The 25,955-nt window shown below is 61.7% G+C and carries 21 protein-coding genes; 10 read left to right on the top strand and 11 right to left on the bottom strand.

Going from position 1 to position 25,955, the window contains the following annotated elements:
• Nucleotides 1-79: 79 nt before the first annotated feature.
• Nucleotides 80-973 carry an ATP-dependent sacrificial sulfur transferase LarE gene (gene larE, locus EL22_RS07065; protein ID WP_050050839.1) on the bottom strand — a complete coding sequence of 298 codons (894 nt, stop codon included), beginning with the start codon at nucleotides 971-973 and terminating at the stop codon, nucleotides 80-82.
• Nucleotides 974-1,106: 133 nt separating this feature from the next.
• Here larE and EL22_RS07070 point away from each other — a divergent pair, with 133 nt between their 5' ends.
• The 4 genes from EL22_RS07070 (at nucleotide 1,107) to EL22_RS17090 (ending at nucleotide 5,324) form a co-directional block, all read left to right on the top strand.
• Nucleotides 1,107-1,631 carry a PH domain-containing protein gene (locus EL22_RS07070; protein WP_050050840.1) on the top strand — a complete coding sequence of 175 codons (525 nt, stop codon included), beginning with the start codon at nucleotides 1,107-1,109 and terminating at the stop codon, nucleotides 1,629-1,631.
• A gap of 141 nt (nucleotides 1,632-1,772) precedes the next feature.
• Nucleotides 1,773-4,115 carry a DEAD/DEAH box helicase gene (locus EL22_RS07075; protein ID WP_050050841.1) on the top strand — a complete coding sequence of 781 codons (2,343 nt, stop codon included), beginning with the start codon at nucleotides 1,773-1,775 and terminating at the stop codon, nucleotides 4,113-4,115.
• Between the two features lie 123 nt (nucleotides 4,116-4,238).
• Nucleotides 4,239-4,796, top strand: a complete 558-nt coding sequence (locus EL22_RS07080) for a pre-rRNA-processing protein PNO1 (RefSeq protein ID WP_050050842.1) — start codon at nucleotides 4,239-4,241, stop codon at nucleotides 4,794-4,796.
• 195 nt (nucleotides 4,797-4,991) lie between these two features.
• Complete coding sequence (locus EL22_RS17090) at nucleotides 4,992-5,324, top strand: hypothetical protein (protein ID WP_156184071.1); 333 nt, start codon at nucleotides 4,992-4,994, stop codon at nucleotides 5,322-5,324.
• A gap of 15 nt (nucleotides 5,325-5,339) precedes the next feature.
• Here the strand turns inward: EL22_RS17090 and EL22_RS07085 are convergent, their stop codons facing one another.
• The 3 genes from EL22_RS07085 to EL22_RS07095 are packed head-to-tail and all read right to left on the bottom strand — an operon-like array spanning nucleotide 5,340 to nucleotide 7,874.
• Nucleotides 5,340-6,062, bottom strand: coding sequence for an ABC transporter ATP-binding protein (locus tag EL22_RS07085; protein WP_050050843.1), 723 nt, complete (start codon nucleotides 6,060-6,062; stop codon nucleotides 5,340-5,342).
• On the bottom strand, nucleotides 6,059-6,835 hold the full coding sequence (locus tag EL22_RS07090) for an ABC transporter ATP-binding protein (RefSeq protein WP_050050844.1): 777 nt from the start codon (nucleotides 6,833-6,835) through the stop codon (nucleotides 6,059-6,061). Before EL22_RS07090 ends, EL22_RS07085 begins: the two co-directional genes overlap by 4 nt.
• 13 nt (nucleotides 6,836-6,848) lie before the next feature.
• Nucleotides 6,849-7,874, bottom strand: a complete 1,026-nt coding sequence (locus EL22_RS07095) for a branched-chain amino acid ABC transporter permease (protein ID WP_082146703.1) — start codon at nucleotides 7,872-7,874, stop codon at nucleotides 6,849-6,851.
• 126 nt (nucleotides 7,875-8,000) lie between these two features.
• Between EL22_RS07095 and EL22_RS07100 the strand changes: the two genes are divergently transcribed.
• The 3 genes from EL22_RS07100 (at nucleotide 8,001) to EL22_RS07110 (ending at nucleotide 11,654) form a co-directional block, all read left to right on the top strand.
• Entirely contained in the window at nucleotides 8,001-9,278 is a 1,278-nt protein-coding gene (locus tag EL22_RS07100) for an ABC transporter substrate-binding protein (RefSeq protein ID WP_197075865.1), read from the top strand.
• 3 nt (nucleotides 9,279-9,281) lie between these two features.
• The gene (locus EL22_RS07105) at nucleotides 9,282-10,139 is read left to right on the top strand and encodes a branched-chain amino acid ABC transporter permease (protein WP_050050847.1); all 858 of its coding nucleotides are present in this window, start codon (nucleotides 9,282-9,284) and stop codon (nucleotides 10,137-10,139) included.
• Nucleotides 10,140-10,322: 183 nt separating this feature from the next.
• Nucleotides 10,323-11,654 (top strand): methyl-accepting chemotaxis protein, encoded by a 1,332-nt coding sequence (locus EL22_RS07110; protein ID WP_082146705.1) that lies wholly within the window; start codon nucleotides 10,323-10,325, stop codon nucleotides 11,652-11,654.
• Nucleotides 11,655-11,711: 57 nt separating this feature from the next.
• Here EL22_RS07110 and EL22_RS07115 read toward each other — a convergent pair whose 3' ends face one another.
• From EL22_RS07115 to EL22_RS07140, 6 genes are all read right to left on the bottom strand, one after another.
• On the bottom strand, nucleotides 11,712-13,388 hold the full coding sequence (locus EL22_RS07115) for a long-chain fatty acid--CoA ligase (RefSeq protein ID WP_050050848.1): 1,677 nt from the start codon (nucleotides 13,386-13,388) through the stop codon (nucleotides 11,712-11,714).
• A complete protein-coding gene (locus EL22_RS07120) occupies nucleotides 13,385-13,927 on the bottom strand; it encodes a Zn-ribbon domain-containing OB-fold protein (RefSeq protein ID WP_050050849.1) in 543 nt (180 codons plus the stop codon). The genes EL22_RS07115 and EL22_RS07120 overlap by 4 nt, the downstream gene beginning before the upstream one ends.
• Entirely contained in the window at nucleotides 13,924-15,114 is a 1,191-nt protein-coding gene (locus EL22_RS07125) for a 3-ketoacyl-CoA thiolase (RefSeq protein WP_050050850.1), read from the bottom strand. Before EL22_RS07125 ends, EL22_RS07120 begins: the two co-directional genes overlap by 4 nt.
• Before the next feature lies 1 nt (nucleotide 15,115).
• Nucleotides 15,116-17,065, bottom strand: coding sequence for a 3-hydroxyacyl-CoA dehydrogenase/enoyl-CoA hydratase family protein (locus EL22_RS07130; RefSeq protein ID WP_050050860.1), 1,950 nt, complete (start codon nucleotides 17,063-17,065; stop codon nucleotides 15,116-15,118).
• Between the two features lie 151 nt (nucleotides 17,066-17,216).
• Nucleotides 17,217-17,918 carry an acetate--CoA ligase family protein gene (locus EL22_RS07135; protein WP_050050851.1) on the bottom strand — a complete coding sequence of 234 codons (702 nt, stop codon included), beginning with the start codon at nucleotides 17,916-17,918 and terminating at the stop codon, nucleotides 17,217-17,219.
• Nucleotides 17,911-19,299, bottom strand: coding sequence for an acetate--CoA ligase family protein (locus EL22_RS07140; RefSeq protein WP_050050852.1), 1,389 nt, complete (start codon nucleotides 19,297-19,299; stop codon nucleotides 17,911-17,913). The genes EL22_RS07135 and EL22_RS07140 overlap by 8 nt, the downstream gene beginning before the upstream one ends.
• Nucleotides 19,300-19,444: 145 nt before the next feature.
• Between EL22_RS07140 and EL22_RS07145 the strand changes: the two genes are divergently transcribed.
• A complete protein-coding gene (locus tag EL22_RS07145; RefSeq protein WP_050050853.1) occupies nucleotides 19,445-20,206 on the top strand; it encodes an IclR family transcriptional regulator in 762 nt (253 codons plus the stop codon).
• A gap of 56 nt (nucleotides 20,207-20,262) precedes the next feature.
• Here EL22_RS07145 and EL22_RS07150 read toward each other — a convergent pair whose 3' ends face one another.
• Nucleotides 20,263-21,717 carry a YjiH family protein gene (locus tag EL22_RS07150; protein WP_050050854.1) on the bottom strand — a complete coding sequence of 485 codons (1,455 nt, stop codon included), beginning with the start codon at nucleotides 21,715-21,717 and terminating at the stop codon, nucleotides 20,263-20,265.
• Between the two features lie 440 nt (nucleotides 21,718-22,157).
• Between EL22_RS07150 and EL22_RS07155 the strand changes: the two genes are divergently transcribed.
• Both EL22_RS07155 and EL22_RS07160 read left to right on the top strand, forming a co-directional pair.
• Nucleotides 22,158-23,303 (top strand): acyl-CoA dehydrogenase family protein, encoded by a 1,146-nt coding sequence (locus EL22_RS07155; protein ID WP_050050855.1) that lies wholly within the window; start codon nucleotides 22,158-22,160, stop codon nucleotides 23,301-23,303.
• An 85-nt stretch (nucleotides 23,304-23,388) separates the two neighbouring features.
• A complete protein-coding gene (locus EL22_RS07160) occupies nucleotides 23,389-25,068 on the top strand; it encodes a long-chain fatty acid--CoA ligase (protein ID WP_197075866.1) in 1,680 nt (559 codons plus the stop codon).
• Nucleotides 25,069-25,955: the final 887 nt, after the last annotated feature.

Here is a 25,955-nt window from a genome sequence, read left to right on the forward strand (position 1 = left end):
TATTCTGGACGAACGTGTTTCAGATGTCGTCGAAGTCGAAGAATTCGCCTATCACGTGTCGAGCCTCGGCCGAGGGCCGTCAGTCCGTACTCGGGACGTCGTCGTCGACGCTCGCTCCATCGACATTCGCGCTGACGACGTCCCTCCCGCTGGCATCCGCTCCGTCGGTCTCGGGGCTCACGCTCCCGGTCCGGTAGCCGTGGAGGTCGAGGGTGACGTGCTCGAAACCGATATCCGAGAGGGCCTCGCGCGCGGCCTCGACGAAGGCCGGATCGAGCGCGACCTCGAGTTCGTCGGGGGCGACCTCGATTCGTGCGAGTCCGTCGTGGTCGCGCACACGGAACTGGTCGAACCCCCAGTCGCGGAGGACGGCTTCGGCCTGCTCGACGCGTGTGAGTCGCTCCTCGGTGACCGAAACCCCCGTCGGAATGCGAGAGGAGAGACAGGCCATCGACGGTTTGTCCGCGACCGAGAGGTCGTAGCGCTCGGCGATCTCGCGAACCTCGTCTTTCGTGATGTCGTGGGCCAAAAGCGGCGAGGCGACGTCGAGTTCCTCGACGGCCTGCAGTCCCGGCCGGTGACCCGCGCCGGGGTCGTCGGCGTTAGTTCCGTCACAGACCGTCCCGATGTCGAGGCGTTTTGCCGTCTCGAGCATCTCGCCCAACCGCATCGTTCGACAGTGATAGCACCGATCGCCGTCGTTCTCGACGAAGTCGTCGCTCTCGAGTTCCGAGAAGGAGACGATCTCGTGGCGGATACCGATCTCCGCGGCGACCCGTCTCGCATCCTCGAGTTCGGCCTCGGGAAGCGTCTCGCTCTTTGCCGTACAGGCGACGGCGTCTGCGCCCAGCGCGTCGTGTGCGATAGCGGCCACGACGCTCGAGTCCACCCCGCCGGAGAACGCGACCAGCGCGCCGTCGCGGTCCGCGAGGTCGGCGCGGGCGGCCTCGAGTTTGGTCTCGACCGGAGTCATGCCCACCCGTTCGGACCGGACAGGCAAAAGGACGTTGTCACCGCGGTCGGCACCCGGTTACCGCCAGTACCTCGCGGTAAGCACACCATTCTCGCGACAGCTTTACGGTGACCAACGGAATAGCGAGGGGCCAATGGCCTTCGGCTCCACGCCGGACTGGTTTCACCTGAGCGACGAGCACGACATCGTCTGGGAGAGTCGTCCCCACCCGGTCGCGATGGGGACCGGGCTCCCGGTCGGCGTTCTCGTCACGCTCGTCGGGATCGTCGTCGTCGGCTGGAGTACGACGACCGAGACCACCCTGTTTCTGGCGATCGGCTTCGCGCTCGCGCTCGTCGGCGTCTCGCTGGTGCTCGTTCGATACCTGGTCTGGACGAACACCCGGTACGTCATCACGACCGCCGAACTCTACAAGAAAGACGGCGTCGTCTCGAGGGACGTCACCCAGTTTCGCCTCGAGCGCGTCCAGAACATCAGTCTCGAGCAGGACGCGATCGGTCGGGTGCTGGGATACGGGGATTTAACGGTCTACACCGCAGGGTCGGGCGATCCGGAGCTAACCTTCGAACACGTTCCCAGACCCGACCGCGCGAGTAGCTTGCTGAGCGATCAACTCCAGAACGTCTCCGAGCGATCGAGTCAATACCAACAGCCCTGATTTCGTTCCCGGTTTCGTTTTCGAGGCGCTCGCGCTCCGAGCGGCCGTTCGCGATCGCGTTGTGCGTTCGCGGCCGGCCTCGAACGCCCCGGCGGCGTGCGAAGGAAACGCCTTTCACCGACCGCTTCCCGTTTTCGGACGATGGAGGTCGCCGAGGTGCTGCCGGAGTTCGCCGACGCCTTCGCGTTCGAGGAGTTCAACCGGATGCAACGCGAAGCCCTGCCCGCCTTACTCGAGCGCGAGGAGAACGTGGTCGCGAGCGCGCCGACCGCGTCCGGAAAGACCGCGCTCGCGGAGCTGGCGATCTGTAAGGCGCTCGCCGACGGCGGGACGGCGCTTTTTATCGCCCCGATGCGAGCGCTGACGAACGAGAAAGAAGACGACTGGGATCGCTTCGAGGAACTGGGCCACTCGGTCTACGTCGTCACCGGCGAGCGCGACCTGAACCCGCGGCGGGCGCGGCGGGCGGACATCCTCGTGATGACCCCCGAGAAACTCGACTCGGCGACCAGGAAACACGACTCGAGACGCTACGATTTCGTCACCGACATCGACGTCTGCGTGATCGACGAGGTGCACTTGCTCGATGCCGACAGGCGAGGGTCGGTCCTTGAGGTGACGATTTCGCGATTGCGACGGCTCTGTGAGCCCCGCATCGTCGCGCTCTCGGCGACGATGCCGAACGTCGAAGACGTCGCGGCGTGGCTCGACGCGAGCGCCGAGACGACCTTCGAGTTCGGCGAGGAGTACCGTCCCGTCGACCTCAACGCGGGAGTCAAAACCTACACGCACGGCGAGAACGCGTTCGCGGACAAGTACCGACGACTGTACCGGGCGCTCGACCTCGCCGAGCCACACCTGCGCGAAGACGGGCAGGCGCTCGTGTTCGTCTCCTCGCGACAGGACACGGTTCGGGCCGCGGAGAAAGCCAGAGACGAGATTGCCGAACGCGACATACCGATGGGGGCCCGCGGGAACTACGATTTCCACACCGACGCACAGGAACTCGAGAACGACACGCTCCGAAACTCCGTCCTCGACGGCGTGGCCTTCCACCACGCGGGGCTCTCGAAGAACGACCGGGACCTCGTCGAGGAGTGGTTCAAGGAAGGGATTGTCGAACTGCTCTTTTCGACCTCGACGCTGGCCTGGGGCGTGAACCTGCCCGCCCGCTGTGTCGTGATCCGGGACACGAAACTCCACGACCCGCTCGAGGGCGAGGTCGACATGAGCCCGCTCGACGTCCTCCAGATGCTCGGACGAGCGGGGCGGCCCGGCTACGACGATATCGGGTACGGCTGGGTCGTCTGCGACGCCTCGGAGGCCGACAAGTACAGACAGTTGCTCAAAGACGGCAAGGAGATCGAATCGCGACTCGCCGAGAGCTTAGAGACTCACCTCAACGCAGAGATCGCGATGGGGACGATCACGGACTTAGAGGACGTGATGGACTGGCTCGAGACGACGTTTTACTACGTCCGCGGGCAATCCCGGCCCGAGGAGTACGACTTCCCGAACCTCCGACAGCGGGTTCGAGACTGTCTCGAGCGCCTGGTCGAACGCGGATTCGTCGAGACAGGCGAGGACCTCTCGATCGAAGCGACGCCGCGGGGCGTGCTCGCCTCGAAGTACTACCTGCGCCTCGAGACGGCGGCGCGGTTCGCCTCGCTGACCGAGCGAGAGTCGATCGAGACGGCGGACGTGCTCGAGACCGTCGCCGGCGCGGTCGAGTTCGATTCGGTCTCGGCGCGCCAGTCCGAACGCGACGCGATCAACGCCGTGCTGGTCGGCCAGGAGACCGACGATCTCGATGCGGGCCAGCGGAAGGTGCTCGCGATTCTTATGGGAGCCGCCAGCGGGTCAACGCCGAGCGAACTCCGGAGCGACGCGTGGGTCATCCGGCGGAACGCGACCCGGCTCCTCTCGGCGCTACAGGCGTTTCTCGAGCGGTTTTCGGGGCCACACGAGGCGAACCTCGCCCGGCGGGTCGAAGCCCGGATCGAAAACGGCGTCGCCGAGGACGCGGTCGGGCTCACGGCCATCGACGGGGTCGGGCCCGGTCGCGCGAGCAAACTCGCCAAAGAGGGACATTCGACGCCCGGCGACCTCGTCGAAGCGGGGATCGACGGACTCGTCTCGGCGGGCCTGTCGGACGGCGTCGCCGAGCGGGTCTACGAAAGCGCGCAGTCGCTTCCTGCCGTCGAACTCGGGTGGGGGCGGTTCCCCGACGAGATCGCGACCGGCGAGAACGACGCCCGCGAGGTGACGGTTCGCAACGTCGGCGAACCCGCACAGGCGGGCATTCGCGTCACCGTAAACGGGGTCGAGATGACGAAGACGAGCACGTACCTCCGAGGGGAGGAGACCGTCCCCGTCGGCGTCTTCGGGGCCAACGCGGACGAACTCGAGTTTACGGTCAGCGTCGCGTTCCCCGACCTGCCGCTCGTGCCCCAGCGGGAGTCGAAGACGGTCGACATCGTCTAGGCGACGAGCGCCCGTCGTCAGCGTTGCCTCTCGGCGAGCGAGTCCGAGAAGCCGCCAAATCCGTGGGGACGACCCGCGAACGCGGTCCAAGGCCTTTTGCTGTCTCGTCCAGTAGTAGCGAGCATGCAGCACGTGAAGATTCCGCAGGACCGTATCGGCGTTCTCATCGGCGAAGGAGGCGAGACGATGCGAGAGATCGAAGCGGCGGCCGAGGTTCGACTGGACATCGATTCCGAGAACGGGTCGGTCGCCGTCGACACCGTCGGCGATCCAGTCAAGGGGCTCAAAGGCCCGGAAATCGTTCGCGCGATCGGTCGCGGCTTTCCGCCGGAGGACGCGCTTCGACTGCTCGACGACGACATGATGCTGTTCGACGTCGTCGACATCGACGCCGCCTCGCGCAACAAAAACGACCTGAAACGCAAGAAGGGACGACTGATCGGCGAAAACGGCCGCACTCGAGAGCTAATGGAGGAACTCGCGGGCGCGTCGGTCGTCATCTACGGCTCGACGCTGGGGGTCATCGGCTCCCCGCCGGAAGTCGACGCCGTCCGAACCGCCGCCGAGATGTTACTCGACGGCGCGCCACACGGCGCGGTCTACTCGTTCCTCGAGGAACGACACAACGAGATGAAACACCAGGGGATGCAGTACCACGAGTATCCTGGCGGCAAGTCCTGAAGCGTTTTCGTCTAAGAACTGGAGATCAAATGAAATATCTCTGTTAGAGATTCAATATTTTATAGGTAGTAGCTAGAATAGAAGATTACTAGCTAGATGTGTAACGATGCAAGTTTGTATTTATTTACCCGAAGAAGACTGCTTCAAACAACGGTCGTCAGTTTCAGCCTCCCGCTACAAGGTTGTCTCGAGTGGGTGACTGGGACCGAAGAGCAAAATGGCGCAGTCCTCATTATCAATAATTTAACCAAACATTCAATGATGATTGAATATATTGTACGTGGAGAAGAGAATTCTATCCTGCATGATGGCCAAACCACAATTAAGGCGGGAAAGGGGTTCCGTTCCCAAACATTCCCAGATGAGGCAAGAGCGGTAGAGTACCAATACCACTCAAATATAGCTGCTTGTTGTATTTGGCCTATTATATATTTATATTGGCCTGAAAAAGCAATTATAGATTGGATACATACACTAAATAAAAGAATTCGACACGGCGATTTAGTACCTATTTTAATTCATATATAAATAAGAAACCGTCATTTACCCGCCGATATACGTCTCGACGAACTTGTCGGATTCGAGGCTATCCGGCGTCCCCGAGCGTCTCACTGATCCGTTCTCGAGCAGGTAGAGTCGGTCGGCGTGCTCGAGTGCGAACGTGATGTTCTGCTCGCAGATGAGGATCTCGACGGACAGTTCCTGAATGGACTCGAGCGCCTCGCTGATGTCCTGTAGGATGACTGGCGCGAGCCCGATCGACGGCTCGTCGAGGATGAGAAACTCGGGGTCGCTCATCAGTCCGCGGCCGAGCGAGAGCATCTGCATCTCGCCGCCACTCAGCGACTGAGTTTCCTGGGTCCGTCGCTCCTCGAGTCGCGGGAAGAGATCGAACACCTCCTCGAGTCGTCGTTCCTCGCCCTCGTCGTTTAGATACGACCCGAGACGTAGGTTCTGCTCGACGCTCATGTAGTCGAACAGGTCTCGACGCTCGGTGCAGTAAAACAACCCGTCCGCGATCAGGTTCGACGTCGAGGAGTCGGCGACCTCCATCCCGTTGTATCGGATCGATCCGTCGTAGTCGTGGAACCCGCCGATCGTATCGACCAGCGTCGACTTGCCGGCCCCGTTCGGGCCGATCACCGCGACGGTCTCGCCGCTTTTGACGTCGACGTTCACGTCCTCGAGCGCCTGTACTTTCCCGTACGAGACCGAGAGGTTCTCGACCGAGAGAACGGCGTCGGTCTCCTGTTTCGTCGTGCTCATAGTTCCCCTCCGAGGTAGGCTTCCTGTACCGTCGGATCGTTTCGAATCTCGTCGGGGGATCCTTCGGCGATCTTTTCGCCGAAGGAAATCACGACGACCCTGTCGACGAGATCGAGGAGTCCGTGCATGTTGTGGTCGATGACGATCAACGTCATCCCGTCTTCGCGCAGCGACCGAAACAGCGTCGCCGTTCGTTCGACCTCCTCCGGCGTGAGCCCGGCGAACGGTTCGTCGACCAGCAGGAGATCCGGCTCGGTTCCGATCGCCCGACCGACCTCGAGCCGTAACAATCCGGCGTGGGGGAGTTCGTCGGGCGTCTGATGCATGTACTCGGTCAGTCCGACCTGCTGGCAGATCTCCCTGGCTCGGTCCTCGACGTCGGTTCGGAACTCGTCGAACGAGAACAATTTGTTCGGAACCATCGACAGCGAGACGTTCTCGAGGACGGTTCGATCCTCGAGCGGTCGGAAGGTCTGGTACGTCCGGGCTAGTCCCTTCTCGACGAGTGCATACTGGGGCATCCCCGTGACGTCTTCGTCTCGATAATAGATCGTGCCATCGGTGGGCGGAAAAGCCCCCGACACGCAGTTGAACGTTGTCGACTTGCCGGCCCCATTTGGGCCGATAAAGCCCAGAATCTCTTCCTCGCGGACCGAAAACGACAGGTCGTCGACCGCGACGACGCCGCCGAAGCGTTTGGTCACGTTCTCGAGGCGGAGGATGTCGTCCGTGCGTGCTGTGCCATCGACCGATTGCGTAGCGTGTGAACTCATTGATATCTCCGTGTTAGGTAGTTGGGTTCGCGCGTCGATCTCGTAACTCGAGTATCTTGCGACTCAGGTCTCCTAGCCCCGGAATGAGTCCTTTCGGTAGGAAGAACAGGACGAGCAAGGCGAGCGTGAAGAAAATCACCATCGAGACGTGACTGAACGTCGTTTGCAGGAAGTCACGAACGAAATAGTAGGCGATCCCGATCGCTGCGGGGCCGGTGATCGTTCCCATCCCGCCGAGGATACTGATCAACACGACTTCGATGCTGACGACCACCAGCAACAGGGCGTCCGGTGACGGGCTCCCGCCCGTGTGGACGAACGCCGCGCCGGCGAACCCGCCCACTGCACCGCTCATCGTGAACGAGAACACTTTGAATTTGGCCGGATTGATACCCGACGCCAGTACCGCGTCTTCGTCCTCTCGGATTGCGGTAAAGATCTCACCGACGTACGAGCGAGTGAACACGTAAAACAGCGTGAAGATCCCCAGGAAAAAGAAGAGACTGATGTAATAGTAGACGAATACTTCCTGGTCGAACGGCGTTCTGAACCCGATCGTCGTCAGGATCGACGCGACCGTGTCGCCGATGGTAACGAGGCTGTCTGGACTTCTGAGGCCCGCCTCGCCGCCGAGAATCCCCGGGAAGATGTTGGCGATCTGCACTAATATGAGCGGAATAATGAGCGTGATGAGCGCCAGGTACGGGCCTCGGAGCCGGAGTGCGGGGAATCCCACGATGATTCCGAGCAGGCCCGCAACGGCCGTTCCCACGACGATCGCGAGTACGGGCGTTACCCCGAGGTGGAGGTTGACGAGCGTCGCGGTGTACCCGCCCGCTGCGAAGAACATGCTGTGACCGAAACTCAACTGTCCGGTGTACCCCGAAACGTAGTCCCAACTCATCGCGAACATACCGAGGAACAGTGCCCCCTGTAGCTGTCGTACCGTAAGTACGTCCAGCAAAAACGGTGCAAACGCGAGCCCTCCCAGACAGACGATACCCACCACGTGCCGCGGTTCGAGATCTAAACGTGTCATGTCATCACTTACCCTCTCGTTAGAGAAGTCTCAACATGATACTTATATCTTGCCATCGATTCGGTATCGTCCATCGGTGGTATGTTACCAACACACTTATTTAGGATGGTGCGTATCTCAGCAATTATGCGTGATAACGCAACCCAGGGTATCGACAGACGGCAGTTTGTCGGAATGATCGGTGCAGGAGCGAGCGTCGGCGTCGCCGGCTGTCTCGGTGGGACAGACGGCAGCGGCGGCGGAAGCGGCGTCCAGATCGGATTGATCGCGTTCGAACCGGGAAGCGCCCCGCAAGGAACCGCACAGGAACAGGCGGCTCAGATGGCGGTCGACGAACTCAACGACGACGGCGGGTTGCTCGGCGAGGATATCGAACTTCAGGTCGCGAACTCGCAGGGCGACACGACGACGGCGGAGGATCGCTATCTCGAGTTCGTTGTCGAGGACGGTGTCGACATGACGGCGGGCGTGTTCCAGACCGAGATCATGATCGATCTCATGGACAACATCGCCCAGCACGAGGTCGTCCACATCAGCGGCGGAAACACGTCGCCGGAGATCTCGCGGTTCCTCGCAGAGGACTACGACCAGTACAAGTACCACTTTCGCCCCTACGGGAACGCGGACATCTGGGTGGAGTCGGTCGCGGAGTTCGCCGGTTACATGCACGAAGCACAAGGGTGGGATACGATCGGCGTGCTCAACGAGGAGTTCGAGTGGACCCAGCCGTTCTCGAACGACCTCCCTGGACTGCTCGAGGAACAGGGTATCGACGTTCCGTACAACGAGCGCTACCCCGGCAACACCGACAACTTCACGCCGCTTTTCGACAGCCTCGAGTCCGAAGGCGTCGATGCGGTCTTGATGAGTATGGCTCACACCGCCGGTCCCGCACAGATCCAGTGGCGCGACGAGGAACGGGACTTCGCCATCGCGGGCCTGATCTCGCAGATCAACGATCCGGGCGCACACGAAGCGTTCGACGGCGCGACCGAGTTCGCGATGAGTAACACGCCCGGCGTTCACAAGGCTGAACTCTCCGATCAGACGACGACATTCGCGCAGAACTACTACGACGAGTACGGCGTCTACCCGAACGACGCCTTCTCGTACGCCACCTACGACGGAATCAAGATGTGGGCCGAAGTCGTCGCCCAAGAGGAGACGACCGATTCCGAGACGATCGTTCCGGCGCTCGCCGACCACACCTACGAGGGAACGCGCGGAACGATCGAGTTCAACGGCGAGGACTCCCAGTTCCCACACGACGCGAAGTTCGGCGAGGATCGCCTCCGTCGAGTCAACTTCCAGTGGCAGGTCAACGACGACGGAGACGGTGTACAGGAAGTCATTTACCCCGAAGACCTGGCGACCTCGGACTACCAGGAGCCTGAGTGGTTCTGACGCATGGTCGACATCGTCGGTATCGCAGCGAACACGCTCATCCTCGGTTCGCTGTACGCGCTCATCGCGATCGGGTTCACGCTGGTGTTCGGCGTCGCGGGACAGGCGAACCTCGCCCACGGCGGAACCATTACGATCGGTGCGTTCACCGCCTGGTACGTCTCCGGAATGGGATACGGCGTCTGGATCGGGCTGCTCGCGGCCACCGTCACCGGTGCGCTCTTTCACGTCGTCCTGCATAGTTTACTGGTCAAACACACGGAGGACCCGGTCAACGTCCTGATCATCACGCTGCTGTCCTGGCTGGTCATCGAGTACTCCTTCCGGGCGGCGGTCGGCACCAATCCGCGATCGGTCCCATCCATGCTCGACGGCGCCACGTCCATCGGGGGCGTCTCCTTTCTTTACAACAACCTGCTGATCTTCGCCGTCTCGTGGCTGTTCATCATCGGCCTGTTCGTCTTCATCAACCACACGAAGCACGGACAGGCGATCATCGCGACGGGGATGAACGAGAAAGGCGCGGCGCTGGTGGGTATCGACACCGACAGGATCACGCTCCTGGTCTGGGCGCTCGCGGGCGTCTTCGCGGGTTCGGCCGGCGTTCTCTACGGCACCTTCCGCGCCGCCTCCTACGACATGGGGATGACGCCGCTGACGCTCGCGTTCGCGATCGTCATCCTCGGTGGCATCGGCTCAATTCGGGGAAGCCTCATCGCTGCGTACGTCATCGGCTTTCTCGAGGTGTTCACCACGTCCGCCATCTCGCCGCGGCTGAGCGGTATGACGGCGCTGATTCTGATCATCCTCGTGTTGCTCTACAAGCCGACCGGCTTCTACGGCCGGGAACTGCCGACCTGACGCGGCTCTTTTCGTTTCGAGCTCCGTTCGACGCTCGAGCCCACGCAGCAACGTTTCTCGACTCGATCCCGCGGGCGCTGCGTTACGTCCTCGACCGCCCGCTTTCGGCGACTCGTTGCCGGACCCGCGTTTCGTCCGCCCGGCCAGTAGCTATATTTCCACCCTCTGTGAACAAGTTCGCGAATGACTGGCAGACGTCTCTTGCTCCCGGACCGCCTCGAGTCGCCCGACGACGCGGGCGAAGAATCGATCGAAGCCGTGCGGGCGGAACGCGATTTCTGGCGAACGCTCTTCGAAGGGCTGGTCGAGGAGTTCCCGGAACCGATTCTCGTCGTCAACGACGACGGTGCTATCACCCACTGGAACGACGAGAGCGCGGAGCTAACCGGCGTTTCCGATGGCGACGCGCTCGGCGAACAGGCGCTCGAAGTGATCGGCACCGAGGGCGTCGAGGAAACGCTGGCCGAAGAGATCGCAAGAACGGGCGAGGCGATTCAGGAGTCGGAGATCCGATCCGGCGGCCCGCCGGACGATCAGTGGCACATCCGCACGGCCGGCGTCCCGCTTCGAACGCCCGACGGCGAGTCGATCGGTGCCTTCGAGTACATCACGATCGTGACGGAACTGGTCGAACAGCGCAACGAACTCGAGGAGGTACAGACGGCCATCAGCGACATCGTCGACGGCGCGGTCGACGAACTACTCAGCGCCGCAGAGACGAACGCGGAGACGACCGACGACGTCGACGCGCTGGCCGCGACGCAGGTCGAGAACCTCGCGCAGGTGCGAAACGAGATGGAGTCGCTGTCGGCGACCGTCGAGGAGATTTCAGCCAGCGCCGAGGAGGTCAGCAGCCAGAGTCAGACCGCCGCCGAACTCGCCGACGAATCGAAGGACGCGACCGCCGATATCGTCTCGATCATCGACGACGTTCGCGACGCGACGGACACGCTCTCTGCGACGACCCAGAACCTAGAACAGCGGATGCAAGAGATCGACAAAGTGGTCGACGTGATCGATCAGATCGCCGACGAGACCAACCTGCTCGCGGTCAACGCCAACATCCAGGCCGCGCAGGTCGATTCTGGTGCAGCGGGCTTCGCGGTCGTCGCCGACGAGGTCAAAGCGCTCGCCGACCAGTCGAAAGGCGAGGTCGGAACGATCGAAGATATCGTCGACGACGTTACCCAGAACACCACGGAAACGATCGACAACGTCGAGACGACCATCGAGCGCGTCGACGACGCCATCGAACGCGCCCGGACGGTCGACGACAAACAGTCCGAGATCCAATCTGCGGTCGGCGAGGCGACGACCGGGATCGATCAGATCGCCGACGCGACCGACGATCAGGCCGCGACCGCACAGGAGGTCACGACGATGCTCGGTAACTCCCTCGAGCAGATCGAAGCCGTCGCCGCCGAAATCGAAACCCTCGCGGAAACGAACGATCAGCAGGCCGCGAAGGTCCGCGAAGTCAGAGACGAGGTCGCCGAGCTCGAGTCGGAACTGTAACCCGTCGATTCTTCTTCGAGTGCCAGAAAGCGATCATCCTCGAGTGGACGACAGCGCTTATTCCTCGAGCGGCAGTCCGTCGTACTCCTCGTCGAAGTCCTCGCGCAGGACCTTCTTGTTGAACTTCCCGGTCGTCGTCTTCGGGATCTCCTCGACGAAGACGATCTTATCGGGCATCCACCACTTGGGATAGCGCTCGCGGAGGTGCGCCCGGAGTTCGTCGCCGGTCACGTCGTCCGCGGATGCGACGACGTAGGCGACCGGTCGTTCGTCCCACTTCTCGTGTTCGACGCTGATGACCGTCGCCTCCTCGACCGCATCGTGGGCCATCAGTTCGTTCTCGAGTTCGATCGAGGAGATCCACTCGCCGCCGCTCTTGATGATGTCGTCGAGTCGGTCGACGACCTCGATGTAACCGTACTCGTCGATGGTGCCGATGTCGCCGGTCTTGAACCACCGTTTGGAAGACGCGTCTTCCGACTCCCCGTTCGCTTCGCTCTCGGGGACGTCGTCGGTGAACGACTCGGCCGTGGCCGCCGGGCGCTCGTAGTACTCGTCGATGAGCCACGGCGCGCGGGCCTGGATCTCGCCGGAGGATTCCCCGTCGTGGGGGACTTCTTCGCCGTTCTGATCACGCAGGCGGATCTGCACGCCGGGGGCGGGGAGGCCAGGCTTCATCTGCTGTTGATACTGGCCGCTCTCGTCTAACTCCTCTTTGACTTCGGTGGTGGTCATGGTGTTCACGAGGTTCGGCGCGGCCTCGGTCATCCCGTAACCCTGGTAGATCGGCGCACCGATCTCCTTGTCGAATTTCTCCATGAGCCACTCTGGGGGCGAACTGCCGCCGGTCAGGACCCGATCTAAGCTCTCGAGTTCGATGTCCTCGCGCTCGTCGTAGAAACTGGCCATCTCGCGCCAGACCGTCGGGACGGCGGCGGTGATGGTGACGCCCTCCCGATCGATCAGTTCGGCGATCTGCTCGGAATCGGTCTTCGGCCCCGGCAACACGAGCTTCGAGCCACAGAACGTCGCGGTGTAGGGCAGTCCCCAGCCGTTGACGTGGTACATCGGCACGACGGGCATAACGGCGTCGTTCTCGCTGATTTTGAAGACGTCGATGTGGCTGTGGGTCAGCGTGTGCAGGTAGATGTTTCGGTGGGTGTAGGCCACGCCCTTCGGGAGTCCGGTCGTTCCGGAGGTATAACAGATACCCGCCTCTCGCTCCTCGTCGATGTCCGGCCACTCGTAGTCGGTCTCGTGGCCGTCGAGGAGGTCCTCGTAGGACTGGACTGGCTCGAGGTCCGTCTCGGGCACCTCGTCGTCGAGGACGACGTAGTGTTCGACGGTCTCGAACTGGTCGGCGACGTTCTCGACGGTCTCGACGAACGCCGGATCGACGAAGACGACCTCGTCTTCGGCCTCGTTGACGATCTCGACGATGTGCTCGTCGGGGAGCATGTGGTTCGTCATGTGGATGCTCCGGCCGCTACAGGACAGCCCGAAGTAGAGCTCGTAGTGGCGGTGGTGGTTGATCGCCATCACCGACGCCCTGCTGCCCATCTCGAGGCCGAGTTCGTCGAGGGCGTTCGCGAGCTGGGCCATTCGATCCGCTGCCTCGTTGTACGTGTACCGGTGTGTCGTTCCGTCCGCTTCTTCCGAGACGATCTCCTTGTGGCCGAACTGGGAGACCGCACGATCGAGCATGACCTGCAGCGTGAGTTCGTAGTCTTTCATTGTGTGTCACCTTTCGGGACGAACCGATAAAAGACCCGTTCTGACGCACTCCCTCCCTCGATGTCGACGATCTTTAGCGAGACCGGATCGCCGATCTCGAGGTCGTCGTACCGGGCGTCGTCGATCCGCGCCGAGAGCTTGATCTCGCCCAGGTCGACGACGGCGACGACGAACGGCGACGTGTCGTGGTAGCCAAGCGGCGTGCCGCCGCGCGATTCGCTGAACGCGAACAGTTCGCCCTTGTGGGGCAAGTCGACGTACTCGAGGTCGTCGGCCATACACTCCGGACAGACGATTCGCGGCGGGAAGTGGATCTCACCACAGTCGGTACACCGTGTCGTCGTGAGCCTGCCGTCGTCGAGGTTCTCGTAGAACTCGGCGATCTGCGTGTGCTCCGGCGTCTGTCGCTCGTAGAAATCGAGCAGATCGGGAAGCTCGATCTCCGAGGGGATCGATACGGTCTCTCTGGGGACCGATCCGTTGGCGTCGCTCGACCTTCCCGGATCGGTCGAATCGGTGGTGTCTTGCTGGTCTGTCATTGTGGATCACGTCCCAGCGTCATGACGCTGTGAACTGACGCACTGCCGCTCAAGTTGTGGATGAGCCCGGTCGTGGCGTCCTCGACCTGCCGGTCGCTCGAGACGGTTCCCTGGAACTGCTGGGTGATTTCGAGGGCCTGGGAGACGCCGGTCGCACCGAGCGGGTGGCCACAGCCCAGCAGGCCGCCGCGCGGGTTGACCGCCACGTCGCCGTCGAGGTGGCTCCGGCCGTCCTCGATGAACTGGCCGCCCTCGCCGCGCTCGCAGAAGCCGAGTTCCTCGTACTCAATGATCTCGCTGATCGAGAAGCAGTCGTGGACTTCGGCCACGTCAATCTCCGAGAGCGGGTCTTCGATTCCCGCCTGCTCGTAGGCGTTTTGAGAGGCCTCGCGAGCCTGGGGCCAGCCGTCGAACGACGGGAGGTTGTTGATGGAGTTGCCTGCCATCGAGGACTGGCCGCTGCCGGTGATCCAGGCTGGGGTATCGGTGACTTCGCGGGCTTTCTCCTCGCTCATCACGATCACGCCCGTTGCACCGTCCGTGATGCCGCTGCAGTCGTAGAGGTGCAGCGGCGGCGCGATCTCGGGAGACTCGGTTATCTCGTCTTCCTCAACCGTCGACTGGAACTGCGCGAAGTCGGTGCGGGAGGCGTTGGTCTTGTTCTTGGCCGCGACTTTCGAGAGCTGCTCGCGGGTCGTGCCGTACTCGTGCATGTGTCGCTGGGCGTACCAGGCGAAAAACGGCGGCGCGGCGAGGCCGTTGACGCCGTCGAACTCCCGGTCGAGCACGTTCGCCATTGACGACTGCACTTCGGGCATGTGTTCGCGGCCGAGGTTCATCTTCTCGACACCGAGGACGAGCGCGGTGTCTAACTGGCCGGCCGCGATCGCGAGCCAGGCGTAGCGAAGCGCGGCCTGCCCGCTCGCACAAGCAAGCTCGGTCCGGGCGATCATCTCCGTCACGTCGATGCCGAGTAACTCGGCGACCATCGGCGCGACGTGTGTCTGATTGGCGAATCGCTCGGGCTGGACCGCACCGACGAACAGCCCCTCGATGTCTTCGGGGCCGATATCAGGGACGGCGTCGAAGGTCGCCTTCCCGCCCTCCTGGGCGAGGTCCTTCCAGCTCGCGTCGCGGTCGCCCCAGTCCGAGGTGCCGCCGCCGACGATTGCGACGTTGCGGGTCATCTCACTCACCCGTAAACTCCGGCGCTCGATTCCGTCTGAACGCCGTGACGCCCTCGTACATGTCGTCGGTGGTCGTCAGCAGGGCGAACGACTGTTTTTCCATCGCGAGCGCCGCCTCGAGGCTGGCCTCCTGTCCGTCGTTGATGACCTGCTTCGCCGCCTTGAGCGCGACCGGCGGGCCGGAGACGAGATCCGAGACGATGTCATCGACGAGCTCTTGAAATTCGTCTTTCGGGACGGCGTGGTTTAGAATCCCCCACTCCTCGGCTCGTTCGGCGTCGAACTGGAGACCGCGGAAGACCATCTCCTTCGCTCGGTTCTCGCCGACGAGTCTGACGAGTCGCTGGGTCGCGCCGCCGCCGGGGATCAGGCCGAGGTTCGTCTCGGGCGTGCCGAGGGTGGAGTCCGTCGTCGCCACGCGGATGTCACAGGCCAGCGCGAGTTCGATGCCCGCGCCGAGACAGTACCCGTCGATCTTCGCGACCGTCGGCCGCTCGAACTCGTAGACCGTCTGGAACACTTCGTCGGGATCCATGATGTCTGTCGGCTCGCCGGCGGTGAAGCCGGTGATGTCCGCTCCCGAACTGAACGCCTTCTCGCCGGCGCCCTCGAAAACGACACAGGAGACGTCGTCGACGTCGATATCGGTCAGGAGCCGATCGATCTCCATAAATACGTCCTCGGACATCGAGTTCAGCTTCTCGCGGCGATCGATCGTCACGTCGAGGACGCCCTCGTCGGTGAGTTCCCAGTCGAGGTAGTGATACGGCGGGTCGACGCGGTAGTCGTAGAAGCCCTTGCCGGCGTCCTCGCCGGTGAAGCCGTCCTCGACGAGTTCGACGAGGTACTCTGCCGGCTCGTAGCGATCGGCACCGTACTCCGCGTGTAGTTCCTCGAGTTTCTCGAGGACTGCGTCGAGGCCGATACGATCGCCGCGCCGGCACATTCCCTCGGGGAAGTTTCCGCCGAGGCGGAGGCCGATGTCGATCGCTTCGGGCGTCGCCACGTCGTTGCCGATGAGCCACGCGGCCTTGTTGATCATGACCGCCTCAGTGCGAAGCGTGTCGAACTCGGCGATGTCCTCGGGCGTGTAGTCGACGCCCTCGCTCTCTTCGTACTCGTAGAAGCCGCTGCCGGTTTTCTTGCCGAGGTTCTCGTTCTCGACTTTCCGTTCGATGACCGGCGGGATCGGATCGTCGGAGGAGTCGCGGTAGTGATACGCGATGTCGATGCCGCCGAAGTCGTTGAGTTCGAACGGCCCCATCGGATAGCCTCGCTCGTAGACCATCGTCGCATCGGCTTCCTGAACTGTCGTCTCGTCGTTCGAGAGCATCCAGGCTGCCTCTTCCATGTACGGGACGAGGACGGTGTTGACGACGAAGCCGTGGACATCCTTGCGCACGTAGATCGGTCGCTTGTCGACCGATTCAGCCCACTCGTGGGCGATTTTTGCCGTCTCGTCGCTCGTCGCCTCGCCGTACGTGACCTCGACGAGGTCCATCTTCACCGGCGGGTTGAAAAAGTGCAGTCCGACGACCTGCTTGGGGCGGTCGGTCGCCGAGGCGATAGCCGAAATCGAGAGACTCGAGGTGTTCGACGCCAGAATGGCGTGCTCGGGCGCGTGTTCGTCGACCGAGGAGAACGTGTCCTCCTTGATCTCGATCTGTTCGGGGACGGCCTCGATCACGAGGTCGGCATCGGAGACGGCGGCCTCGAGATCGGTCGTCGTTCCGATCCGCTCGAGGACTGCCTCGCTGGATTCGTCGATCTGGCCCTTCTCCGCGAGCTTTTCGACGCTCCACTCGATGTTCTCGTAGCCGTCCTGGACGAACTCGTCTTCGATGTCACGAAGCATCACGTCGTAGCCGCCGAGCGCTGCAACCTCGGCGATGCCGTGGCCCATACTGCCAGCGCCAAGCACTGCCACTCGTTGCACTAGGTCCTGCGTCATCATCCGTAACTGGGGGAGATCCATACATATATCTTTGGAAGAAACGTACGCCGGCGGTGCTCGCTCTCTGGCGTCACTCGCTGTCTGTGTCGAACGCGGCGGTAGTACAATCGATCGGAACTGGAAACGCAATTCTCCGGATCCGCTGATTTCAGTCCCCGTCAGTCCGCGTTATCAGCGCGTCGAGCGCGATCGCGGCGTCTTCGCGGGCGAGCAGCGGATTGATCTCGACGTCGGCGATGTCCTCGTTTGCCGCCAGCAGTTCGCTGACGGTCTGGATGGTTTCGGCGATCGCGTCCCGGTCGACCGTCGGACCGCCACGGTAGCCGTCGAAAAGCGGCGAGGACGAGAGTTCGTACGTCATCTCGACCGCTTCCGCGTGTGAAATCGGTGCGATACGATGGGTCGTGTCCTCGAGCAGTTCGACGGCGACGCCGCCGAGACCGAGCAGGACCGTGGGGCCGAACGAGGGATCCCGCGTCCCGCCGACGATGACTTCGATGCCCGCCTCGAGGTCGACGCCGGCTTCGACGAGGACCGAACCCTCGATCCCCTGTTCGTCGATAGCCTCGAGAATCGCTGCCGCCGCGTCTCGAACCGCCTCGGGCGACTCGAGACCGACGGCGACGCCGCGGCCGCCGGCCCACTCGCTTTTGTGCTGGACGGCCGGCGAGGAGACCTTCGCGACGACCGGGTAGCCGATATCCGTCGCCGCGTCGACCGCGGCTTCCGGTGATCGAACGAGCCTGCTGTCCGGGACCGAGAGGCCGTGATCGGCGAGAAGTTCCTTCGCCTCGGATTCGGTCAGCGTCGAACGCTCGGCGGCAGCGACGGCCTCGAAAGTCTCAGTCATCCGCTCGCACCTCCACCTGAGCCCCGGCCGCCTCCGGTGGCGCGTTCCGGACCGCGTACTGGACGAGTCCGGCAGCGGCGTCGGCCCCCCGCTCCGGCGTTCGGTAGGTCGGGACGCCGATCGCCTCGAGTTTCGGCAGTTCCTCGTCGAGGATGCTCTCGGGCCCGCCGCTGGCGAAGACGATGGGTTTGTCGACTGCCTCAACGACGGACTCGAGGTCCTCGACGGGGTACCCGAGCGCCGCTTCGTAGAGCTCGTAGACGAGAACGATGTCGATGTTTTCGTCGCGGGCGACGGCTCCAATAACCTCGCCGAACTCCGGCATCGGACGACCGGTGTCGACGGGATTCTCGGCGAACGTAATGCCGGGGAGAATGTCCTCCACGACGTCCTGGGTCTCCGCGGTTAGCGACGGCAGGTTCGCGCCGGCGGCCTTCAGCTGATCCGTGATCGCGATACCCGGTCCGGCCTGGGCGGTGACGACGCCGACGTTCGGGCCGTCCGGTTCGGGACAGTTCGCCAACGCGGTCCCCGCGTCGATCAGTTCGGCGCAGGATCGAACCGTCGGCACGCCGTACTGTTCGAACCCCGCCTGATACAGCTCGTACTCCCCGGTCAACGCGCCGGTGTGTGACTCGGCGAAGTCGCCGACGTCCTGTTCGCCGACGTGGTAGGCGACGACGGGCGTCTCGACCGATTCGCACGTCGCGAGTAGCGCCCGCGCGTCGGCGGTCCCCTCGACGTGCAGGAGGATCGTGTCCGTCTGCTCGTCCGCGTCGAAGTATTCGATCGCTTCGGTGAAGCCGGTGGTGGCCCGGTTTCCGAGCCCGACCATCGCCGAGACGCCGACGTCGATGTTCTGTGCCCGAAAGCCCAGCGCGTAGGAGAGGCCGCCGCTCTGGGCGACGATCGCGAGATTCCCGGACGGAATGGTCTCGAGGTCGGTCGTGAACGTCGCGTAGAGGTCGTCCCCCGGGACCAGAAACCCGCTCGTATTAGGCCCGAGAAGGTCGACGCCGCTGGCTTCTGCGGCCTCGATGAGACGGTCCTGTAACTCCGCGCCGTCGTCGCCCGTTTCGGCGAAGCCGCCGGCGAAGATGACGGCCCCGCCGACACCCGCCTCGCCGCACTCTTCGACGATGTCGGGGACCGCCGCCGCGGGGACACAGAGCAGTGCCAGATCGGGTGCCGTCTCGATGTCGTCGACCGACGGGACGAACTCGTGGCCGAACACCTCGCCATCGCCCGACGGGTTGACCGGAAATACCTCGCCGTCGAACGCCTGGACGTTTCGCATGGCCTCGTAGCCGATCTTTCCCGGCGTCGCGGACGCGCCGATAACTGCGATACTCGCTGGGTCGAACAATCGCTCGAGTGGCATACCCCTCTCTTTGCTGAAGGGGGTGTAAATCTTTTCCCTCCGTGGACGACCGATCGGGCGGCGGGCTGATCGGCGCGTGTCCGATGGCCGCTATCTCATCCAAAATGGTCGAACATTTAATAGCGATACCCGAGAACGCGTTGGTATGTCAGGGTCGACATCCCCCATGAAATCGGTTCAACGCTCTTTCGACGTGATCGACGTCCTGTGGGAACTCGACGGGGCTGGGCCGACCGAAATCGCCGAGGAGATGGACATTCCGCGGAGTACCGCCCACGTCTACCTACAGACGCTGCAATCGACGGGATACGTCGTCAATACCGATGGGAGATACGAACTCAGCCACGCGTTTCTGGCGATGGGGTCGCGACTCAAACACCGCAACCAGATCTACCAGGCCTCCCAGACAGCCCTCGAGGAGCTCGCGGCGGAAACCGGTGAGGTCGTTACGCTCATCGTCGAGGAAGCCGGAAGGGCCGTCTTCCTCCACATAGAACGTGGCGAGACGGCGATCGAACTCGGACTGTACTCCGGCATCACGATCCCGTTGTACTCACACGCGTCCGGGAAAACCATCCTCTCTACGCTTTCGGAAGACCGAGTCGACGAAATAATCGACAGACACGGCCTCGATTCGATTACGAGCGAGACGATCACGGATCGAGCGACGCTGCTCGAGAAACTCGAGTCGGTTCGCGCGGACGGCTACGCGGTCGATTGGGACCAACAGATCGAGGGAATGGGGACGATCGGTGTCCCGATCGTCGTCGACGAACAGCTCAAAGGGAGTATCGGGATCGCCTGTCCCACGGAACGCGTCAAAAGCGAGTCCTACCAGACCGAGCTCCTGAACAGGCTCCGGGAGACGAACGAAACGATAACGATCAAGTACCAGTACGGGACCTGACTGAACGAAATCCGCACGGTTGCTATTCCGCGTCCGCGTTCGAAAACGCGACGCTCTCAGAGGAATCCGAGAAAGCTGGCAGCGTGCGTGAGCGCTGCGCTCACCGGTATGAGGACGAGCGTTCGAACGGTGAACACGGCGACGATATCACGGAAGCGGACCGGCACGTCGGTGAACATGTCCATCATCATCGGGCCGGTCGCCGCGAGAAAGAGGATCTGCGAGCTGACGATGATGACCACGAAGAACTGCGCCATCGGAGCCAGTTCGACCGCCGTCAGCGCCGCGACGTACATATCGGCGAAGCCGATGATGACCGCCGAGGCGACGACGTCCGCGTTCGGGATGCCGAACGCGGCGATGACGGGTTCTACCGGCGCGGACACGATCTGAAACAGCTCGGTGTTGTGATAGAGGACGAGCACGAGCGTCCCGACGGAGACGACGGTCCCGGTGATCGTCGCCGTGAGGACGATTCCGTCGACGAGTCCCCTCCAGCCCGCTCGCGGCGTGGACGTTCCCTTGGCTTCCTCGACGGCTTCGCTCACCGCAAGTCGGAGGTAGTCCGTCACGGATCCGGTGAGGTTCGATTCGACGGTTGGCTCCGAGATGTACTCCGCGGGAACGCGCGAGAGCGGCGGGATGCGGATCGTTATCGCCGCCGTCACGGCGATCGCGATCAGATACGCGAACAGGATGACCGGGAAGATATGCAGCATGTCGTAGGCTGCAGCGAAGACGCCGATCGTCCCGATGCTCCCAGTCCCGAAACACGAGCAGATGATGAAGACTTCCCGCTTGTTGTACCCGCCCCGATCGAAGACCTTCCGGGTGACGTAAAATCCGATCGCGAACGAACCTGCCCACGAGGCGGCGGCGTCCAGCGCCGACCGTCCCGGAAGCTTGAACAGTGGTTTCATTACCGGACGCGCGAGGGTCCCGATGAACTCCAACGCCCCACACTCGATCAGCAGGTTGACGAAGATCGATCCCAGCGGGATAATAATCACGATACTGAGGATCAGCGTTCCCCACACGACGCCCGAAACGTTGGGGGCGAGCATCATTGCTGGTCCAACGTCGAAGAAGAACCCGGTCGCGATCGCCGCACCGATAATCCGGAGCAGCCAGAATACGAGGTTCGTCTCCCAGAGCTCGAGGTTCAGCCGCTCGACGGTCCCATCCTCGAGACCGACGAAATCGCGATTGTGCAGTTCAGCGATCGTCGTCATCGCGGCTGCGCCGACGACCATGAGCCACGAGAGAGCGAGCACGTACTGTGAAGCGGCGTCTTCGATGAGCGTCGCGACGATATCGAACGGTACCGTTACTGTGTTGTTCCACGGCACCGGGAGGACGAAGAACGCGCCGCCGAGGAGCAGCACGATCGCGAACCGCAGGAACGGGATTCGTTCCAGCGTCGTGAACGATTCCTCGTCGATCCGTTTTTCCTGGGGCTCGGTCTCCTCCCAGGTTTCGTTATCACTTCGCCATGCCTCTTGGCGTAACATACCATGAGGCAGAGTCACAATCATTATAAATGCACTGCTTTGGGGTGATTATTGCGCCGCGGAACCAGTTTGACGTGAGCAGTGCTGGGACAAACTCCATCACCGGCCTCGAACCATTGTCCATTCATACTGGATGCACGACGGTTTATTACCAGGTATATACTGTTGTATCTTCTAAATTCGGACATCATCCATCCAGTATAGTGATTCGTAACTGCCGAGATCGAGCTCATCCGCGTCTAGCTCGACACGCACAATTACGATCATACCTGTGTAAATAGCTTGTGTGGGCTGGCTCATATACGATAAATTATCGGTTCGAAGCGGATAGAAAACCCATCCGAAATGATTGGACCCGGCCGGTCGCGTTGGTAGACCCACAGCTGGGACTCGTGAACGCCAATCCGTAGACTTAGGTGCGATGACGCCAAGGACGAGATATGGACTTCGAACTTCCGCCAGAACAACAGGCGATGGTAGAGGAGGTCCGGCGCTTCGGCGAGAACGAAATAGAACCGGTCGCGAGCGAACACGACCGATCGGCGACGTACCCCCAGGAGATCATGGACAAAGCCGCCGAGATGGGACTGCTCGGCCCGCAGTTCCCCCTCAAGTACGGCGGTACCGGGTACTCGATGGTCGAACGAGCGCTGATGATCGAGGAACTGTTCGCGATCGATCCCGGAATCGCACTCTGTATCACCTCCGCGGACTTCGGGAGCGAGGCGATCCTCGAGTTCGGTACCGAGGACCAGAAAGAGACGTACCTCCCGCCGATTACGGAGGGCGAGTCGGTGATGGGCGCAGCGATCTCGGAGCCCCAGGCCGGGTCGGACGTCACGGCGGCGTCGACGCGAGCGGAGAGAGACGGCGACGAGTGGGTGATAAACGGCACCAAGATGTGGATCACCAACGGGACCGTCGGCGATTACTTCGTTGTTCTTTGTGAGACGGATCCGGAGAGCGAGAGCCCGCACGCCGGCTATTCGCAGATCATCGTCGAGTCCGACCGGGATGGCTTCGACGCGGACAAAATCGACGGCAAGATGGGCGTCCGCGCGAGTCCGACCGCCGAACTCATCCTCGACGACGTCCGCGTTCCCGCGGAGAACCTCGTCGGCGAGCGCGGCGAGGGGTTCTACCAGCAGATGCAGTTCTTCGACGAGACCCGGGTCACCGTCGCCGCGCAGGGCGTCGGGATCGCGAAGGGCGCGGCCGATCGCGCCCGCGAGTACGCACAGGAGCGCGAACAGTTCGATCGGTCGATCGCCGAGTTTCAGGCGATCCAGCACAAACTCGCGGAGATGTACACGGATATCGAAGCGGCGCGCAACCTCGCGTACAAGGCCGCCTGGGCGGCGGAAAACGACGCAGAAGACAGCACGCAGCTGTCGTCGATGGCCAAAGAGTACGGCTCTCGCATCGCGGTCGACGTCGCGGACGAGGCCGTCCAGATTCACGGCGGGTCCGGGTACGTCGACGATTTCGATGTCGAGCGTTTCTACCGCGACGCCAAGATTACCCAGATCTACGAGGGAACGACCGAAGTGCAAAAGAACATCATTGCGCGCGAACTCCTCTCCTGACTGTTCGAAAGCGCTCTCCCTAAAGAACTGATCAAAACCAAAAACCCTTTCCACGGTAGTAATAAAGATTACATATATAACCATGATGGATTACGACCTGACACTTACGAAGACGCTCAAACGAGGTGTCGACCAGTTCGGCCACAAAGAGATCGCCACGAAACTCGACGACGGCAGCTACCATCGCTACACCTACGCAGACGCCTACGAGCGAATCTGCCAGCTCGCACACGCGCTCGACGAGTACGGCCTCGAACGGGGCGACCGTGTCTCCGTAATGGCGGCGAACCACTATCGCCACTACGAGCTCTACTACGGCCCCTCCTGCAGCGGTCGGAGTATTCATATGACGAACCATCGGCTGCCCGATGAACACCTGATCAAGATAATCAACGAGGCGGAGGACCGCCTCCTGTTCGTCGACCCGGCGTTCGTCGATACCATCGAATCGATCGAGGCCGACCTCGAGACGGTCGAGAAATACGTCGTCCTCGACGAGACGGTTCCCGAAACCTCGCTCGAGCCGGTAACGGACTACGAGTCGTTCATCGAGGGCTACTCCACCGAGTACAACTGGCCGGACCTCGACGAGGAGACGGAGTGTGGAATCTGTTACACCTCGGGGACGACCGGCCTTCCGAAAGGGGCCGCGTACTCCCATCGCGGACTCTTCTTGCTGAGCATGTCCTACGGTGGGAAAGACAGCTTCGGCATCTGTGAACGGGACGTGATCCTCCCGGTCGTTCCGATGTTCCACGTCAACGGCTGGTGTCTCCCCTACAGCGGCACGTTGCACGGCTCGTCGTTCGTCCTTCCGAACTCACACACAGACCTCGAGGATGTCGAGGAGCTGATCCGCGACGAGGGGGTTACGATCGCCGCGGCCGTGCCGACCATCTGGACCGAGATGGCGACCTACATCGACGAGACTCCCGCGGCGGATATCAGCACGCTCGATCGGATCCTCACCGGCGGCAGCTCGCCACCACCGGCGGTCATGCGCCGGTTCGACGAGGAGTTCGACGCGCCGATCATCCAGGGGTACGGGATGACCGAGGCGTCGCCGCATCTCGTCAACACGCTCGAGACGACGGAGATGCGAGAACTCCCCGAAGAGGAACAGTACGATCTGCGAACGAAACCCGGGCAACCCACGCCCGGCGTCGAACTCCGCCTGCGCGACGAGAACGGCGAGCCAGTTCCCCACAACGGCGAGTCGAAGGGTGAGATTCAGGTCCGCAGTCCGTGGGTCATCGACGAGTACTACGACCGACCCGACGCGACCGAAGAGTCCTTTACCGACGACGCCTCCGAAAGCGAAGCGGCCGGGGAGTCGGACGACGCGTCTTCCAAACGCTGGTTCAAGACCGGCGATATCGGGACGATCGACGAGTACGGCTACCTCGACGTCGTCGACCGCGTCGACGACATCATCAAGAGCGGCGGCGAGTGGATCTCTTCTGTCGAACTCGAGAACGAACTGATGGCCCACGACGCGGTCGTCGAGGCGACCGTCGTCAGCGTCGACCACGAGCGCTGGCAGGAACGACCCGTCGCCTACGTCGTCACGAACGGCGACGTGATCGAAACCGAACTTCGCGAGCACCTGCTCGAGCGGTTCCCCAAGTGGTGGCTGCCGGATCTGTTCGCCTTCACCGGTGACATTCCGCGTACGTCCACTGGGAAGTACGACAAGCAATCCCTTCGCTCGTCGTTCGTCGACGAGTACGGATCGCTCCCGCTCGAGGACGGGGACGACCAGTAACGATTGGGTTGGGCTGCCCACACGGGGTGGCGTTCGCCTGCGCCGTCTACGATATATCACTGGATTTTTCGATCAGGTCGGTCAGAGTTCGAGTTGCGTCTGTTCGCACCGTCTCACTGTCTGGTGGGTGTATCGGCCGTTCCCGGTACCATCATAACCCCCATTTAATCAGGTACTCGCCACACGATTTCTCACTTTCACTGGTAAATGTGCGCATTCACATAAATACCTTGGCTTGTGAAAATAACCCTGTTTCAATCAAATATATTATTGTATTGATGTAATCCTCTTTCAGTTGATATTGAGTAGATACTGAATTAGTATCGGCTCGATATTGATTCACGATACCGAGGTCACTACCCGGAAAAATATAATAGATCCACTATTTCTGTTTCAGATCGCCGAAAAATCTGCTTTCGTTTACTACCGCATTTCTCATCGGTAACTACATCTTCCGGTCCTTTGACACCCCAAAATATAGCCATATGTCTGATTCAGTCAGATAAAGTCGTATAAAGATGATATTTTTATTTTTGAGTTATGGTTGGAAGCGATAAAAGTCTGCGGATCGGAAACCCCGAGCACGTTTGTCATTGTTGTCTGGCTCGGAAAACACAGATTTTGCATTTATACGTTAGGGCCAACATATATTCAATCCGCCATCATTTTCCCTCATAATCGCTCGACTGTCCGTTAAACGATGCTCCACTATTCGTGAACATTACGCCTGCAGTGCAAATCCTGTGTACTACCAATAACACAGAATTACCGTTTCGATCGATAGCAGGCACTCGTGATCACGGTGGTGGGTTCACCGCCTGCACAATCCATTACATCGCCTATATCACACCACCTATGGTACAGTAGCGTGAATTCCTCGAGCTATG

The sequence above is a fragment of the Halostagnicola sp. A56 genome, assembly GCF_000691505.1.
Lineage (GTDB): Archaea > Halobacteriota > Halobacteria > Halobacteriales > Natrialbaceae > Halostagnicola.

Coding starts and splice junctions, on each gene's coding strand:
- larE (WP_050050839.1), bottom strand. CDS start 973: ATGACTCCGGTCGAGACCAAACTCGAGGCCGCCCGCGCCGACCTCGCG.
- EL22_RS07070 (WP_050050840.1), top strand. CDS start 1,107: ATGGCCTTCGGCTCCACGCCGGACTGGTTTCACCTGAGCGACGAGCAC.
- EL22_RS07075 (WP_050050841.1), top strand. CDS start 1,773: ATGGAGGTCGCCGAGGTGCTGCCGGAGTTCGCCGACGCCTTCGCGTTC.
- EL22_RS07080 (WP_050050842.1), top strand. CDS start 4,239: ATGCAGCACGTGAAGATTCCGCAGGACCGTATCGGCGTTCTCATCGGC.
- EL22_RS07085 (WP_050050843.1), bottom strand. CDS start 6,062: ATGAGCACGACGAAACAGGAGACCGACGCCGTTCTCTCGGTCGAGAAC.
- EL22_RS07090 (WP_050050844.1), bottom strand. CDS start 6,835: ATGAGTTCACACGCTACGCAATCGGTCGATGGCACAGCACGCACGGAC.
- EL22_RS07095 (WP_082146703.1), bottom strand. CDS start 7,874: ATGACACGTTTAGATCTCGAACCGCGGCACGTGGTGGGTATCGTCTGT.
- EL22_RS07100 (WP_197075865.1), top strand. CDS start 8,001: ATGCGTGATAACGCAACCCAGGGTATCGACAGACGGCAGTTTGTCGGA.
- EL22_RS07105 (WP_050050847.1), top strand. CDS start 9,282: ATGGTCGACATCGTCGGTATCGCAGCGAACACGCTCATCCTCGGTTCG.
- EL22_RS07110 (WP_082146705.1), top strand. CDS start 10,323: ATGACTGGCAGACGTCTCTTGCTCCCGGACCGCCTCGAGTCGCCCGAC.
- EL22_RS07115 (WP_050050848.1), bottom strand. CDS start 13,388: ATGAAAGACTACGAACTCACGCTGCAGGTCATGCTCGATCGTGCGGTC.
- EL22_RS07120 (WP_050050849.1), bottom strand. CDS start 13,927: ATGACAGACCAGCAAGACACCACCGATTCGACCGATCCGGGAAGGTCG.
- EL22_RS07125 (WP_050050850.1), bottom strand. CDS start 15,114: ATGACCCGCAACGTCGCAATCGTCGGCGGCGGCACCTCGGACTGGGGC.
- EL22_RS07130 (WP_050050860.1), bottom strand. CDS start 17,065: ATGACGCAGGACCTAGTGCAACGAGTGGCAGTGCTTGGCGCTGGCAGT.
- EL22_RS07135 (WP_050050851.1), bottom strand. CDS start 17,918: ATGACTGAGACTTTCGAGGCCGTCGCTGCCGCCGAGCGTTCGACGCTG.
- EL22_RS07140 (WP_050050852.1), bottom strand. CDS start 19,299: ATGCCACTCGAGCGATTGTTCGACCCAGCGAGTATCGCAGTTATCGGC.
- EL22_RS07145 (WP_050050853.1), top strand. CDS start 19,445: ATGTCAGGGTCGACATCCCCCATGAAATCGGTTCAACGCTCTTTCGAC.
- EL22_RS07150 (WP_050050854.1), bottom strand. CDS start 21,717: ATGTTACGCCAAGAGGCATGGCGAAGTGATAACGAAACCTGGGAGGAG.
- EL22_RS07155 (WP_050050855.1), top strand. CDS start 22,158: ATGGACTTCGAACTTCCGCCAGAACAACAGGCGATGGTAGAGGAGGTC.
- EL22_RS07160 (WP_197075866.1), top strand. CDS start 23,389: ATGGATTACGACCTGACACTTACGAAGACGCTCAAACGAGGTGTCGAC.